Here is a 13,999-nt window from a genome sequence, read left to right as displayed (position 1 = left end):
TCACCATGATTAGAATTGGCATTGATTTAGGCGGGACAAAAACGGCGATTATCGCTTTAGATAGCGCTGGAAATACCTTGTATCAACAACAAACTGCCACGCCTAAAACATATCAAGCGACCATAGAGAATATCGCGTTAATGATTGCCCAAGCAGAAAAGCAAATGAATGTTCAGGCGAGTGTTGGCGTGGGTATTCCGGGGACAGTTTCTTCTCAGACAGGATTAGTTAAAAATGCTAACTCAACTTGGATTAATGGCAAACCACTAGCGCAGGATTTGTCCCATTTATTAGGGCGAGAAGTATGCGTTGCCAATGATGCTAATTGTTTCGCGGTATCTGAGGCTGTTGATGGTAGCGGCGTTGGGCATCAGCTTGTATTTGGGGTGATTATAGGTACAGGTTGTGGTGCTGGAATCGCATTAAATGGTCAAGCGCATGTTGGCTTTAATGGGCTTGGTGGCGAGTGGGGCCATAATCCATTGCCTTGGATGACCGCATCAGAGTTTCAATCGACATCTTGTTTCTGCGGTCATCATGATTGTATTGAAACCTTTATTTCAGGTACGGGCTTTGTACGTGATTATAATTTGCATACTTCAGCAAATTTGACCAAAGCTGAACAGATAATGGCGTTAGTTGCACAGGGGGATGCTGCGGCTACAGTGGCATTAGCGCGGTATTGTGATCGTTTAGCGCGTGCTTTGGCTCATGTGGTTAATCTTATTGATCCTGATATTATTGTTTTAGGTGGTGGCATGTCTAACGTCGATGCTATTTATACGGATATTTCGCACCGATTAACCCATTACGTGTTAGGGCAAGAGTGTTATACCAAAGTCGTTAAAAATCGCTTTGGTAGTGCGTCAGGGGTGCGCGGCGCAGCATGGTTATGGGGTAAATAAAGTGGAGATGCTATTTTTTTGGGTTAAGAAGCTCATCTCTCAATGTTTAATGCCAATCCCGATGACATTGATATTTATCTTATTAGCCATTTTATTGCTTTGGAAACATCGAAAATTGGCACTAATGAGCCTGCTGTTTGCTATTAGTCTATTGACCTTTTATAGCAGTGAGTTTGGTAGTCGCTGGTTAGCGCTAGGACTTGAGAACCAATATCAAGTGAATAGTAGTCCGATTACAGGAGATTGTGCGGTAATGGTGCTTGGTTCTGGTGCAGATGATACGCTTGATGTGCCAGATGTCATGAAATTATCACCAACGGGTCTTGAGCGCTTAACAGAAGGTGTACGCCAGTTTCATCTCGGGCAAAATTGTCAGTTATTTGTGAGTGGCTGGAGTGGTGGTAAAGGTCGTCCTTTTGCTGAAGTCTCTAAACAGGTCGCGCTCTCTTTTGCAATTCCAGCTGCTCAGATAACCATGTTTCCGCTTGCAAAAGATACTATTGAAGAGGCGCATTATTTTGCACAAAAGTGGGGCAATAAACCATTTCGATTGGTGACATCAGCGACTCATATGCCAAGATCAATGAGTATTTTTGAAGCTCAAGGATTATCGCCTATTGCTGCCCCTACAGGTTTTATGGCACGAGATAGTTATTGGTGGGTATTGTCGGCCGATAATTTACTGACATCACAGCGCTCGATACATGAATATTTAGGACAAGCATGGATATGGCTGAAAACTCATCTGAAATAACTGAGCAAATTGCAATTGTGCCCGCTGGAAAGCGTTATGGTTTCTCTTATACATTAGCTGGAGCGATTGGCTTACTGGTGGCATTTATCTTGTTTATTCAAATGCCAACACTTTTTGCTGTGGGCGTGACTATTTTTGGCTTGAGTTTAGTGGCATTGGTACTTGGTATCGCTAAATTACTGCAACCGCAATATAGCTTATTGTTACAGCCGCAAGGATTAATCTATCAGCATCGAAGGGGGAGATTGTTAATCCGGTGGCAAGATATTCAACGGATTGATCAATTACGTGCTGACATCAATGGTGAATGGCAAGATTTACCTTTATAGGGATTAAACTGAAGCGTTTAGACTTTATGCTCGATCATATTTCACCTCGGCTTGCCTCTGGTCTATTAACTGAGCAGCGACCATTGATGATGTCAGCAGTCACTATGCTTGATAGCCAAATTAGCTTGGAAGAGTATGTGACTAAGGAGTTTGAATCTTTGCTTGTCGATGAGCGGGTATATAAAGGCTTGTTGGCGATGTTTGGTCATCGTTGTCAATTATTGGCGCAGCAACTGGGTTTTCATCTATATGTCCCTATTGATGTATTAGACAGAACACCTGAACAGTTTATTCAGTTATTACGGCAATATGCTGCACAAAATATGCAAATTGAATAATAAAAAAGGAGCTGAAAGCTCCTTTTTATTGATTGATATTGCACGTTAATGTGTTTCTGTGCTGGTTGCAAGCGGTTCAAATTGAGGCTCTATAATTTCAACTTGTGGTGATTCCTCTTTGATCCTTTGACCAATAAATTGACCACCTTCAAAAATTTCCATTGATTGACTGCATACTTCACCATCAACTGTACCCGTATTGGTAATAATTAGCTTATTACAGGTAAGTTGGCCTTTAAAATATCCTGACACCTTGAGTTCAAGACATTTAACGTTGCCATCAATTAGGCCATCGTTATCGATTTCAATATTGGCCAGTGAACTGATTTTCCCTTGTACCTCTCCAGCAACGAGTGCATTGCCTTCAAAATGTAATTCGCCGATTGTACGAGTGCCATGAGCAATAAAGGTGAGCTCAGCTTTGTTCTTTTTTTTAGCAAACATAATATTGGTTCTTTTTATTGTTGCATTGTTAATCTACAAGCCTATGAAAATCATTCCAAAACTGCAATCAATTTATATAAAAAAAGACCTTTTAGTTAAAAGGTCTTAATGCTTGTTACTGTGACTTATTTGGCATAACCATTGGGGTTATTTGACTGCCAATGCCAACTGCTTGCGGTCATATCTTCAATAGAATGGCTTGCTTTCCAACCTAGCTCTTTTTCAGCTAAAGCCGGATCGGCATAACAAGATGCGATGTCGCCTGGACGACGGTCGACAATTTGATAGGCAACTTTTTGACCGCTGGCTTTTTCAAAGGCATGAACCATATCCAGTACACTATAACCTTGGCCTGTACCTAAGTTGTAGGTCACTAAACCAGGAAGCGTATTCAGCTTGTCTAATGCCTTTAAGTGACCGTTTGCAAGATCAACAACGTGGATATAATCACGAACACCTGTACCATCATGGGTTGGGTAATCATTACCGAATACACTCAGTTTTTCACGCATACCTACGGCAACTTGTGAAATAAATGGCATTAAATTATTGGGAATATCATTAGGATCTTCACCAATGGTGCCACTAGCATGAGCGCCTACTGGGTTAAAGTAGCGTAAGCGAGCGATATTCCAGCTATTATCTGATTGATAAAGATCCGCTAAGATATGTTCAACCATCAATTTAGATTGGCCATATGGGTTGGTTGCGCTGGTAGGGAAGTCTTCGGTGATCGGTAAACTTGCAGGGTCACCATAAACCGTAGCTGAAGAGCTAAATACCAACTTCTTAACATTAAACTCTGCCATGACTTGGCAAAGAATTAATGTACCTGTGACGTTGTTTTCGTAATAACGTAGAGGTTGGGCGACTGATTCTCCCACCGCTTTTAGGCCCGCAAAGTGAATGACGGCATCAAACTTATGATCAACAAATACTTTTTGTAAAAAGCTTTATTGAGAATATCGCCTTGATAAAAAGTGACTGATTTACCTGTAATCGCTTCAACTCGGCTTAATGCCTCAAGACAAGAGTTAGAGAGGTTATCAATAATAACCACATCTAAACCTGCATTTAATAGTTCCACAACGGTATGGCTACCGATGTAGCCTGCACCGCCAGTGACAAGAATAGTCATTATTTAAGTCCTTGTACAAGTTCGATTAAATACTGTTTAAATTCCGGTCCACACTCTTTGTGGCGCAGTGCATGCTCTACTGCCGCTTGCATATAGCCTAACTTATTACCACAGTCATGGCTTTTGCCTTTCATGTAATAAGCATTGACAGCTTCTGTTTCCATTAACATAGCAATGGCATCAGTTAATTGAATTTCATCACCTGCGCCCGCAGGGGTTTTCTTCAATAGTGCCCAAATATCTTTCGATAATACATAACGGCCAACAACGGCAAGGTTTGATGGTGCTTCATCTAGTGGCGGCTTTTCAACTATTTGCGACATGGCAATGGATTCGCCAGGAGCACATGCTTGCTGGTTTAAATCAACAATACCGTATTTGTCTGCCATATCTGGGTCAACCGCTTCAACCATAATTTGGCTGGTTTGAGTTTGTTCAAAACGGTGAACCATGTCTGCTAGGTTATCTTTGGTTAAATCGCAAGATGCGCTATCCACTAATACATCAGGCAGTAATACCGCAAAGGGGGCATCGCCAACAACGGACTGCGCACATAAAATAGCATGACCTAACCCTTTTGCTTGTGATTGACGCACACTAATTATCGTTACGCCCCTAGGGCAAATAGCTTGTACTTCTTCCAGTAATTGACGCTTAACGCGGCGCTCTAACTGTGCCTCTAGCTCAAAGCTGGTGTCAAAGTGGTTTTCAATAGAGTTTTTACTCGCATGCGTCACTAATACTATTTCTTTAATACCTGCAGCAATTGCTTCACTGACCACATATTGAATAAGTGGTTTATCAACGACAGGCAACATCTCTTTTGGGATGGCTTTAGTTGCGGGTAACATTCTGGTGCCTAAACCAGCCACTGGAATAACTGCTTTAGTGATTAGGTGAGATTGCATGGGGATCCTTGTCTAGTACAACGGTAATCGCACTATTGTAAACAAGCTTAATTGATTTAGCACGATGGCATTAAAAATTTTGCTAACTGACATGGTTATTGCATATTTATCAAACATAACTTGAGCTGATGATGTCAATAATTATATACAGAATGTATTACGCAGCTCATTGTTAGTTATGTAGTTGTTGTTATTGTAATTAATTATTTACAAACTTGGCGGTGAGCAACGCGATATTTTCCCTGTAAAAATATTAACAAAAGATGCTGATTAGTTAAGTATTAGAAGAGAGTAGAACCTAAATAACGAGGTGGCGGTAATGAGTAAACAGAATCAATATCAAGCGAAATTGCCTAATCGTTACGGGGTCATTGAGTACAGTGACCATGAGCATCAAATTTGGCAGCAGTTATATCAAAGACAAATTGATAATTTGCCAAGTTGTGCGTGTAATGAATATTTGCAAGGATTAGCCAAATTAGCATTACCACAAGATAGGATCCCACAGCTGGTGGAGGTTGATGAGGTATTATTAGATAGTACCGGTTGGCAAACTGAAGCTGTACCTGCATTAATCCCATTTGCAAAGTTTTTTGAGTTACTCGCCAGTGCTAAGTTTCCCGTAGCAACTTTTATTCGTAATAAAAATGAATTTGATTATCTTCAAGAACCTGATGTATTCCATGAGATTTTTGGGCATTGTCCATTATTAACTAATCCCTCTTTTGCTCGGTATTCGCAAGCTTATGGCCGCTTAGGACTTGCTGCTAGTAAAGAAGAACGGGTATTTTTAGCTCGTTTGTATTGGTTTACTGTTGAATTTGGATTGCTGAAATCAAATCAAGATGAGTTATTGATTTATGGCGGCGGCATATTAAGCTCTCCGAGTGAAACCTTGTATGCAATGTCTGATAAGCCTGAGTTAAGGCCATTTAATTTAGTTGATGTGTTAAGAACGCCTTATCGGATCGATATTATTCAACCCATTTATTATATGATTGAAAATCTCTCATTTTTAGATGAAATTGCTGATATGGATATTATGGCAGCAGTCAAGCAAGCGCGTCAGCTTGGATTATTTACTCCTACATTCCCCTCAAAAAATATTGCAAGTTAGATAAGGAAACTAATGATGACACAATTATCAACACTGGCTTGTGAAGCGTGCCAGTTAGATGCTCCTAAAGTAACTGATACCGAGCAAGAAATACTGAACCAGCAAATCCCTGATTGGAACGTATTAGATAGAGATGGCATTAAACAGTTAGAGCGTGTTTATAAATTTAAAAACTTTAAATTAGCGATGGCTTTTAGTAATCGGGTGGCTGAGTTAGCTGAAGCCGAGTTCCATCACCCAGGAATATTAACTGAGTGGGGCAAGGTCACCGTGACTTGGTGGTCTCATTCAATAAAAGGCCTACATAAAAATGATTTTATTATGGCGGCGAAAACTGACTTGCTTATCTAGATTTTTCTAAAATGGGCTAATGATCTTTAGCCCTTGTTTTTTCACATTAAACATAAGTGTAAACAACACTTGCCACATCTCAAATAACCTTTTACCTTATAGGTCATAACAAAGATTTTAAATCAACCTTGATGTGATATGACGTTACTTAAATGTTGATCTAATAAACAAAAGCGATGTGGAAACAGATGTTGCATGCTATTTTGCAATTAATGGTTTTGCTGTCGTAATGAGTATAATTAAAAGTATAAATCGACTTGTAAGGAAAGCCTGTTATGCGCTTGGAAGTAAGTTGTTTTGATAGAGTTGGCCTCGCCAAAGAGATCCTTGAAGTACTAGAAAGGTACGGTATTAACCTGATTGCAATCGATGCCAGTAATAAAGGATTTTTATTCTTACAATTTGCCGCAGTGAACTTTGAAATATTAAGTGAGCTAATGCCGCAATTGCGCAAAGTTGAAGGGGTACAAGATGTACGCACCGTCTCTATTATGCCTTCAGAGCAGGAACATTACGCACTACAAACTTTATTGAAGACCTTACCTGATTCCGTTTTTTCCATCGATAGAAAAGGGCGTATTCGTATTGTCAATGAGTCAGCCTTACTCACTTTAGGTATGGCTGAACATGAAGTTCAAAATGAATCGCTTAACCACTGGGTTCAAGGTTTTAATTTTGGCCGTTGGCTTGATGAAACACCGGTATTAGCTCAGGCAACGCGGGTGAATATAGGCCCTAACGAATACCTTGCTGAAATGTTACCAATCTACCTGCCGGATGAATCAGATCAAACGATTCTTGCTGGCGCGGTTGTCTCACTAAAATCCCCCGCTAGAGTTGGTAAACAGTTTAATGCACTGCAAAGTCAAACCACAGGGTTTGATAATGTGTTAGCCGTTAGCGATAAAATGAAAACAGTGCTAAAACAGGCTAAACGTATGGCGCAGTTAGATGCCCCTTTGCTGATTACTGGTGAAACTGGTACAGGTAAAGAGTTGATGGCTAAAGCATGTCATGATGCCAGTATGCGCCGTGAGCATCCTTTTATCGCGATTAACTGCGCTGCATTACCCGATAATGCCGCTGAAGAAGAACTGTTTGGTTATATGAATCAAGGGCAGGTTTTAAAGCGAGGATTTATTGAGGAAGCTCATGGTGGCACAGTCTTTTTAGATGAAGTCGCCGAAATGTCACCGGCGGCACAAGTTAAATTATTACGCTTATTACAAGATGGCACTTATCGCCGCTTAGGTGGTGATGAAGAGGTGAGGGCCGATGTTAGAATTATCTGCTCAACCCAAAAGAATTTAGCTGAATTATGCCAAACAGGTGAGTTTAGAGAAGATCTCTATTATCGAATTCATGTGTTAAGTTTTCATATGCCAGCACTACGTGAGCGTAAAATTGATATTGTGCCATTAACTGAGATGTTTTTAGAGCATTACAGCCAGCAACTATCAAGTCCACTAAGACGAATTGCGGCAGAATGCCGCGAGCAGTTAATTGCTTATGCATGGCCGGGTAATGTAAGACAGCTTAAAAATGCGGTCTTTAGAGCTGTTTCTATGTGGGATGGTGCTGCAGAGTTGACCATGGAGCAACTTAAGTTGCCATCTTATGCAGAAGGTGTGGGTTATTTTAACCAAGATTTTGAAGGCACGCTTGATGAAGCAATGAAGCAATTTGAGTCAAGCTTATTGCGCCGCTTGTATCCTGCGTATCCGAGTACGAGACAATTAGCCAAAAAACTCGGTGTTTCGCATACCGCAATTGCTAATAAATTACGCGAGTATGGCATTAATCGTAAATAGTCTTTTATGGCGTTAATCATAAACGACTACTCGATGTAAAGTCGGCTGTATTTGCTGCTTTACAAGCTTATTGTTATTGAAAAGGTAATCAGCGTCTGTTGGTGCTTTTGATATTGGGTATCATATATAGCAATACATGGACAGTGATGATTGTATTATTAGAGTCGGAGATAGCTCTTGGCGGTCATCTTTGTGCAATTTCATGATTAGGAGAGAATATGAAGTTAGCCACCTATAACAATGGACGCCGTGACGGACAGTTAATGTTAGTCAGTCGTGATTTAAGTCAGTGTGTTGCTGTGGGCGCTATTGCGCATACAATGCAGCAATTACTTGATAATTGGGCGTTGTTTGCGCCACAGTTGCAAGAGCTGTCTGATGCTCTCAATACTGGCCTGTTACAGAATGCAGTAGCATTTGATGTAAACCAATGTTTATCACCATTCCCTCGTGCTTATCAATGGCTGATGGTAGCGCCTATGTGAATCATGTTGAATTAGTACGTAAAGCTCGTGGGGCTGAAATGCCTGCCACTTTCTGGACAGATCCCTTAGTTTATCAAGGTGGTTCCGATAGCTTTATTGCGCCAACTGCAGACATTCCATTAGCGAGTGAGGAATGGGGAATTGATTTTGAGTCTGAAATTGCGGTTGTGACTGATGATGTTCCAATGGGGGTGAAAACAGAAGCCGCGGAAAAACATATTAAATTGTTGATGTTAGTTAATGATGTCTCGTTGCGTAATCTTATCCCTGGTGAATTAGCTAAAGGCTTTGGCTTTTTCCAATCTAAGCCATCAAGTAGTTTTTCTCCAGTGGCTATTACGCCTGATGAATTAGGTGAAAGCTGGGCTGATTCGAGAGTGCATTTACCATTGATAACGCATTTAAATGGTGAGTTATTTGGTCAGCCAAATGCGGGTGTTGATATGACATTCAATTTCAGTGAGTTGGTTGCACACGTTGCGAAAACGCGGCCGCTAGGTGCTGGGGCGATTATTGGCTCTGGTACGATTTCTAATTATGACCGTTCGGCTGGATCAAGTTGTTTAGCTGAAAAACGTATGTTAGAAACCATTGCAGATGGACAGCCTGAAACGTCCTTTATGGGATTTGGTAATACAGTCAGAATTGAGATGCTTGATCACGAAGGGAATAGTATTTTTGGTGCGATAGACCAAAAAGTGGTTCAGTATCATCCTGAATAAAACCGCATCTCTGTTAACTAAGGCATGGTTTCCATGCCTTAGTTTTTATAAGGATCTGCAATGTATATATTATATGGATATTGGCGTTCAAGTGCGGCATATCGCGTTCGCATTGGATTAAACTTAAAAAAACTGCCTTACAGTCATCAATTTGTACATTTAGTCAAAAATGGTGGTGAGCAGCACCTTGATGATTATGTGGCTCTTAACCCACAACATCTAGTGCCAACGCTGGTGGATACTGATACTGGATTAAGTTTGTCGCAGTCTCTTGCTATCTTAGAATATCTTGAAGAAAAAGAGCCTAATAGTGCAATACTCCCTCGTGATATAAAAGATAAAGCAATTGTTAGGGCGATGAGTTTGACGATTGCTTGTGAGGTGCATCCTCTTAATAATTTAAGAGTATTGCAATACTTAACTGGGCCATTAGCGCTAGATGAACAACACAAGTTGGCTTGGATTGAACAATGGATACATAAAGGGTTTAGTGCATTAGAAGCGATGCTTGAGCAATACAGCGGAACTTATTGTTTTGGCAATGAGATTACGCTGGCTGATATTTGTTTAATTCCACAAGTTTATAATGCACTGAGATTTAATCTTGATTTGAGCGCATATCCTAATATTGTGCGTATTTATCAGCATTGTAATACGCACACTGCATTTATTGATGCTGCCCCTGAAAATCAGCCAGATGCCCAATAATAGGTTGATGACTTAGCGATCATTTATTTGCTAATAAAAAATCGACAAATGCCTTATCAGCCTGGCTGATAGGGCGTTGTTTTTTCCAGACAATATGTAAATTAAGATGCATTGGCGGATTAAAACTTAGGGCTTTAATATCATCACGCTTGTGTAATACCATTGCTAATAAGCAACTAATTGCAAAATCTTGAGCAACCAGTTGTTTAATTAGATTGATTAGATTGGTTTCAAAAGCAATATTAGGCGTAATAGTCAGTGCAGAGGCCTGATTTAAGATCCATTCGCGATGAAAATAGCCCTGCTTAAACATCACTAATTCATGTTGTAAAAACTCATCTAAGCTAATGCTAGTCAATTTTGCCAGTTGGTTATCAATACTAACAGCAGCAACCATTTCTTCTCTTGTTAATAAGCGGCTTTCATATTCAGGTTTTAGATCTTGCTCTGTAATAATGGCTATTGCGACTTCTTCTTGCTCTAGCATTTTCAATGCATCACGGGTTCCACCTTCAAATAGCGATAATTTTAAATCAGGAAACTGATGTTTAAATGCCATTAATCGTGAAGGCAGGTAATAAGACCCCAGCATACCCGGTACTGCAATGCGTACCTCTCCTTGAGTTAGATTTGCCATGGCCTGAATTTGCGCTTTAGCTTGGGTAAATTGGTTGGTAATTAATAACGCATGTTGATGCAACACTTTGCCTTCGGCAGTGAGGTGGATACCTTGACCATGTTGCAGGTGACGATCTACAAGGGTGACATTAAGCTCTTGCTCTAAGCGACTAATGCTTTGGCTTAAGGCTGGTTGAGCAATATTTAAGGCCTTAGCGGCTTTGGTAAAGCTTTGATATTTATGTAAGTAACATAAATAATTAAGTTGCTTAATATCCATAATATTTTGTTATGACCTTTATAGTTTTTATTTATTATTGTTATCTTAAAAGGCTTGATAATCTATGTCTAGAGTTGGATTAACCTATCGAGAAGTCAGTGGAACAAGTTGTATCTACCCCGCATCAAACAGATAAAGCAGCAAAACAACTGATTATGGCGCTTGCTGTTGCTTCTGTTGTCATTTATATCAATCTTTATTTAATGCAGGGCATGTTGCCGTTATTGGCGGAGCATTTTGATGTTGCATTAGCTAAAACCCCTTTAGTGTTATCAGTATCAACTGCAAGTGTTGCTATTGGTGTACTTTTCTATGCACTCATTTCTGATTGGGTTGGCCGTAAACAACCCATAGTCGTCAGTCTTATTTTATTATCATTATCTAATCTTCTATTGTTTTGGATTTCATCGTTTGAGCAACTTTTATGGCTTCGTGTATTACAAGGTTTACTTATTGCGGCTATTCCAGCCGTTGCGATGGCTTACTTTAAAGAAAGATTGACCATTATTCAGTTTGCTTATGCTGCTGCCGTCTATATTGCCGCAAATAGTATTGGTGGTATATCAGGTCGATTATTTGGTGGTTTTTTATCACAATATCTGTCTTGGCATCAGGCGATAGCTTGTTTTGTTGGCGTCACATTTGTAGGCGTAGTGGTGACACTTTGGTTGTTGCGGGCACAGTCCCAAATTAAAGTTGATCATGTTGGGCCATTCAATTTATGGCGGGAATTAGGTGGTTTTGGTTATCACTTGAAAGATAAGCCAATGTGGATGACCTATTTAATCGGTGGCTTAGCCTTTTTAGTGATGGTCAATCAGTTTAGTTATATTCAGTTGCACTTGATGGCGACTCCCTTCAATTGGAGCCGATTAGAAGTCACTTTTATTTTTTTATGCTATTTGAGTGGGACTTTGGTTTCATATTATTCCGCGCGGCTTATTAATGCGTTATCAATAGAACGGTTATTCCATATTGCAGCAGGGTTAATGTTATTAGGTTCATGTATTACGCTATTTGATACGCTAGCAGCCATTTGGGTGGGATTCTTTGTCAGTTGTAGTGGTTTTTTTATGTGCCATAGCTGTTGCAATAAATGGGTTGCTGAACGAGCAATGGTTCATCGAGCTAAGGCAACGTCACTCTACTTATGCAGTTATTATCTCGGAGCGGCCATTGGCGGTGCGCTTATGTTGCCTTTTTGGCATCAATATCAGTGGACTGGAGTAGTCGCCATTTCAATATCTATGTTGTTATTGATGTGGCTCATAATTGGATTAAAACAATATGCGTTAAAACGGCCTTAATTGCAGTTAACTAAGCTCGAATATGTTTTGAGAGAGTAGCGGATCTTAATCTAATGTTAATTGCATTATATTTGCAGGCAGTTTGATGAAATTCTTTACTGGCAGGGGTGCTCTTTCATTTAATTTGTGCAATTTGACTGCTAGAATAGCAGCACTTTTTATTTCTTGAGTCTGAATTCAGGCTTTTTATTGATAGGTCAGTGTCCATTATGACAGTTAAGACGCGTTTTGCTCCAAGTCCAACAGGATTTCTTCATGTAGGCGGTGCTCGTACAGCACTATATTCATGGTTACAAGCCCGTGCTAATAACGGTGAGTTTGTATTACGTATTGAAGATACGGATCTTGAGCGTTCAACTCAAGAAGCTTGTGATGCAATTCTTGAAGGTATGGAATGGCTTGGCTTAAATTGGGACGAGGGTCCATATTACCAGACTAAGCGTTTTGATCGTTACAATGAAGTAATCGATCGCATGCTTGCTGAAGGTACTGCATATAAGTGTTATTGCTCTCGTGAGCGTATTGAAGCGCTAAGAGAAGAGCAGGCCGCTAAAGGCGAACGTATGAAGTATGACGGTTGCTGCCGTGATCAAGCACCTCGTGATACCGATGAACCGTTTGTTATTCGATTCAAAAACCCGACTGAAGGTAGTGTCGTTTTTGACGATCATGTTCGTGGTCGTATTGAAATTGGTAATGCTGAATTAGACGATTTAATTATTGCTCGTACTGAAGGTACACCAACTTATAACTTCTGTGTTGTTGTTGATGACTGGGATATGGGGATTACTTGTGTTGTTCGTGGTGAAGATCATATCAATAACACTCCTCGTCAAATCAACATTTTAAAGGCATTAGGTGCTCCTATTCCTGAATATGCTCACGTAGCGATGATTTTAGGTGATGACGGCGCGAAGCTTTCTAAACGTCACGGTGCAGTAAGTGTTATGCAGTACCGTGATGATGGTTATTTACCTGAAGCATTATTAAACTACTTAGTACGTTTAGGTTGGTCACATGGTGATCAAGAAGTATTCTCAATTGATGAGATGAAACAATACTTCAAGCTTGATGACATCAATAAAGCAGCGTCTGCATTTAACACTGAAAAACTAATTTGGTTAAATCAGCACTATATTAAAACATTAGATCCTGAGTATGTAGCATCTCACTTAGAGTGGCATATGCATGATCAAAATATTGATATGAGCAATGGACCTAAATTAGCTGAATTGGTACCTGTGCTTTCTGAGCGTGCTAAAACGTTAAAAGATCTTGCAGCATCAACTCGCTACTTCTATGAAGATTTTACAGAATTTGATGAAGCTGCCGCTAAAAAGCATCTACGTGGTGTAGCGTTAGAGCCATTACAGTTAATTCAAAAGAAATTTGCTGAGTTAGCAAGCTGGGATCAAGCTTCATTGCACCAAGCTATTGAAGATACTGCAGCAGAACTTGAAGTGGGTATGGGAAAAGTGGGTATGCCACTACGTGTTGCTATTACTGGCGCGGGTCAATCTCCTGGCGTAGATGTAACCGCATTGCTTATTGGTCGTACACGTTGCGAGCAAAGAATCGCCAAGGCGATTGAATTTGTAGCAAATAGAATTAATTCTTAAAAAACTCATTGACACTTTTAGGTGTGCTGCATAGAATGCGCCTCGCAGTTGAGGGGAAGCGTTCTTAGGAAAGCAGCACACTTAATTGTTTATAAAGGTTAAATTGATAATCTTTATTGTGAAAGTAAGTCCACGGGTCCCCTTCGTCTAGAGGCCTAGGACACC

11 protein-coding genes and 3 pseudogenes are annotated in these 13,999 nt (G+C 40.2%); 10 read left to right on the top strand and 4 right to left on the bottom strand.

Annotated features, from left to right (window positions below):
* Window positions 1-5 precede the first annotated feature (5 nt).
* The 3 genes and pseudogenes from mak to JCM15074_RS25710 all read left to right on the top strand — a co-directional run bounded on the left by mak (window position 6) and on the right by JCM15074_RS25710 (window position 2,326).
* Window positions 6-905, top strand: a complete 900-nt coding sequence (mak, locus tag JCM15074_RS18705) for a fructokinase (RefSeq protein ID WP_025823275.1) — start codon at window positions 6-8, stop codon at window positions 903-905.
* Window positions 862-1,659, top strand: a complete 798-nt coding sequence (locus JCM15074_RS18700; RefSeq protein WP_306302242.1) for a YdcF family protein — start codon at window positions 862-864, stop codon at window positions 1,657-1,659. Before mak ends, JCM15074_RS18700 begins: the two co-directional genes overlap by 44 nt.
* A pseudogene (locus JCM15074_RS25710) lies at window positions 1,629-2,326 on the top strand (DUF2982 domain-containing protein). Before JCM15074_RS18700 ends, JCM15074_RS25710 begins: the two are co-directional and overlap by 31 nt.
* 45 nt (window positions 2,327-2,371) lie before the next feature.
* Here JCM15074_RS25710 and JCM15074_RS18690 read toward each other — a convergent pair.
* The 3 genes and pseudogenes from JCM15074_RS18690 to galU form a co-directional block, all read right to left on the bottom strand.
* Window positions 2,372-2,770, bottom strand: a complete 399-nt coding sequence (locus tag JCM15074_RS18690) for a bactofilin family protein (protein ID WP_025823271.1) — start codon at window positions 2,768-2,770, stop codon at window positions 2,372-2,374.
* Window positions 2,771-2,895: 125 nt separating this feature from the next.
* Window positions 2,896-3,908 (bottom strand): annotated as a pseudogene (gene galE / locus JCM15074_RS23065) (UDP-glucose 4-epimerase GalE).
* Entirely contained in the window at window positions 3,908-4,816 is a 909-nt protein-coding gene (gene galU, locus JCM15074_RS18680) for a UTP--glucose-1-phosphate uridylyltransferase GalU (protein WP_025823268.1), read from the bottom strand. The pseudogene galE and the gene galU overlap by 1 nt, the downstream one beginning before the upstream one ends.
* Window positions 4,817-5,135: 319 nt before the next feature.
* On the opposite strand from galU, the gene phhA reads away from it, so the two are divergent.
* The 5 genes and pseudogenes from phhA to maiA all read left to right on the top strand — a co-directional run bounded on the left by phhA (window position 5,136) and on the right by maiA (window position 10,010).
* Entirely contained in the window at window positions 5,136-5,933 is a 798-nt protein-coding gene (gene phhA / locus JCM15074_RS18675; protein ID WP_025823266.1) for a phenylalanine 4-monooxygenase, read from the top strand.
* A gap of 15 nt (window positions 5,934-5,948) precedes the next feature.
* Window positions 5,949-6,284: a 4a-hydroxytetrahydrobiopterin dehydratase gene (locus JCM15074_RS18670; RefSeq protein WP_025823264.1), complete on the top strand. Its 336-nt coding sequence runs from the start codon at window positions 5,949-5,951 to the stop codon at window positions 6,282-6,284.
* A 275-nt stretch (window positions 6,285-6,559) separates the two neighbouring features.
* Window positions 6,560-8,095 carry a transcriptional regulator TyrR gene (gene tyrR, locus JCM15074_RS18665; RefSeq protein WP_025823262.1) on the top strand — a complete coding sequence of 512 codons (1,536 nt, stop codon included), beginning with the start codon at window positions 6,560-6,562 and terminating at the stop codon, window positions 8,093-8,095.
* Window positions 8,096-8,313: 218 nt separating this feature from the next.
* Window positions 8,314-9,302 (top strand): annotated as a pseudogene (locus tag JCM15074_RS23060) (fumarylacetoacetate hydrolase family protein).
* 60 nt (window positions 9,303-9,362) lie between these two features.
* Window positions 9,363-10,010, top strand: a complete 648-nt coding sequence (gene maiA, locus JCM15074_RS18655) for a maleylacetoacetate isomerase (RefSeq protein ID WP_025823260.1) — start codon at window positions 9,363-9,365, stop codon at window positions 10,008-10,010.
* Between the two features lie 19 nt (window positions 10,011-10,029).
* On the opposite strand, the gene JCM15074_RS18650 is transcribed toward maiA, so the two are convergent.
* Window positions 10,030-10,908: a LysR family transcriptional regulator gene (locus tag JCM15074_RS18650; RefSeq protein WP_025823258.1), complete on the bottom strand. Its 879-nt coding sequence runs from the start codon at window positions 10,906-10,908 to the stop codon at window positions 10,030-10,032.
* A 98-nt stretch (window positions 10,909-11,006) separates the two neighbouring features.
* Here JCM15074_RS18650 and JCM15074_RS23055 point away from each other — a divergent pair, with 98 nt between their 5' ends.
* Together JCM15074_RS23055 and gltX are read left to right on the top strand one after the other, a co-directional pair.
* On the top strand, window positions 11,007-12,215 hold the full coding sequence (locus JCM15074_RS23055; RefSeq protein ID WP_234400286.1) for an MFS transporter: 1,209 nt from the start codon (window positions 11,007-11,009) through the stop codon (window positions 12,213-12,215).
* 209 nt (window positions 12,216-12,424) lie between these two features.
* Window positions 12,425-13,834, top strand: coding sequence for a glutamate--tRNA ligase (gltX, locus tag JCM15074_RS18640; RefSeq protein WP_025823256.1), 1,410 nt, complete (start codon window positions 12,425-12,427; stop codon window positions 13,832-13,834).
* Window positions 13,835-13,999: the final 165 nt, after the last annotated feature.

Source organism: Shewanella marina JCM 15074, assembly GCF_000614975.1.
GTDB lineage: Bacteria > Pseudomonadota > Gammaproteobacteria > Enterobacterales > Shewanellaceae > Shewanella > Shewanella marina.
The sequence above is the reverse complement of the archived record's forward strand: the minus strand, read 5'-3'. Positions and strand labels throughout refer to the sequence as shown.

Excerpts from the sequence above, each read along its gene's own strand:
- JCM15074_RS18650 (WP_025823258.1), bottom strand. The coding sequence starts at position 10,908 with ATGGATATTAAGCAACTTAATTATTTATGTTACTTACATAAATATCAA.
- JCM15074_RS18690 (WP_025823271.1), bottom strand. The coding sequence starts at position 2,770 with ATGTTTGCTAAAAAAAAGAACAAAGCTGAGCTCACCTTTATTGCTCAT.
- maiA (WP_025823260.1), top strand. The coding sequence starts at position 9,363 with ATGTATATATTATATGGATATTGGCGTTCAAGTGCGGCATATCGCGTT.
- phhA (WP_025823266.1), top strand. The coding sequence starts at position 5,136 with ATGAGTAAACAGAATCAATATCAAGCGAAATTGCCTAATCGTTACGGG.
- mak (WP_025823275.1), top strand. The coding sequence starts at position 6 with ATGATTAGAATTGGCATTGATTTAGGCGGGACAAAAACGGCGATTATC.
- tyrR (WP_025823262.1), top strand. The coding sequence starts at position 6,560 with ATGCGCTTGGAAGTAAGTTGTTTTGATAGAGTTGGCCTCGCCAAAGAG.
- JCM15074_RS18670 (WP_025823264.1), top strand. The coding sequence starts at position 5,949 with ATGACACAATTATCAACACTGGCTTGTGAAGCGTGCCAGTTAGATGCT.
- gltX (WP_025823256.1), top strand. The coding sequence starts at position 12,425 with ATGACAGTTAAGACGCGTTTTGCTCCAAGTCCAACAGGATTTCTTCAT.
- galU (WP_025823268.1), bottom strand. The coding sequence starts at position 4,816 with ATGCAATCTCACCTAATCACTAAAGCAGTTATTCCAGTGGCTGGTTTA.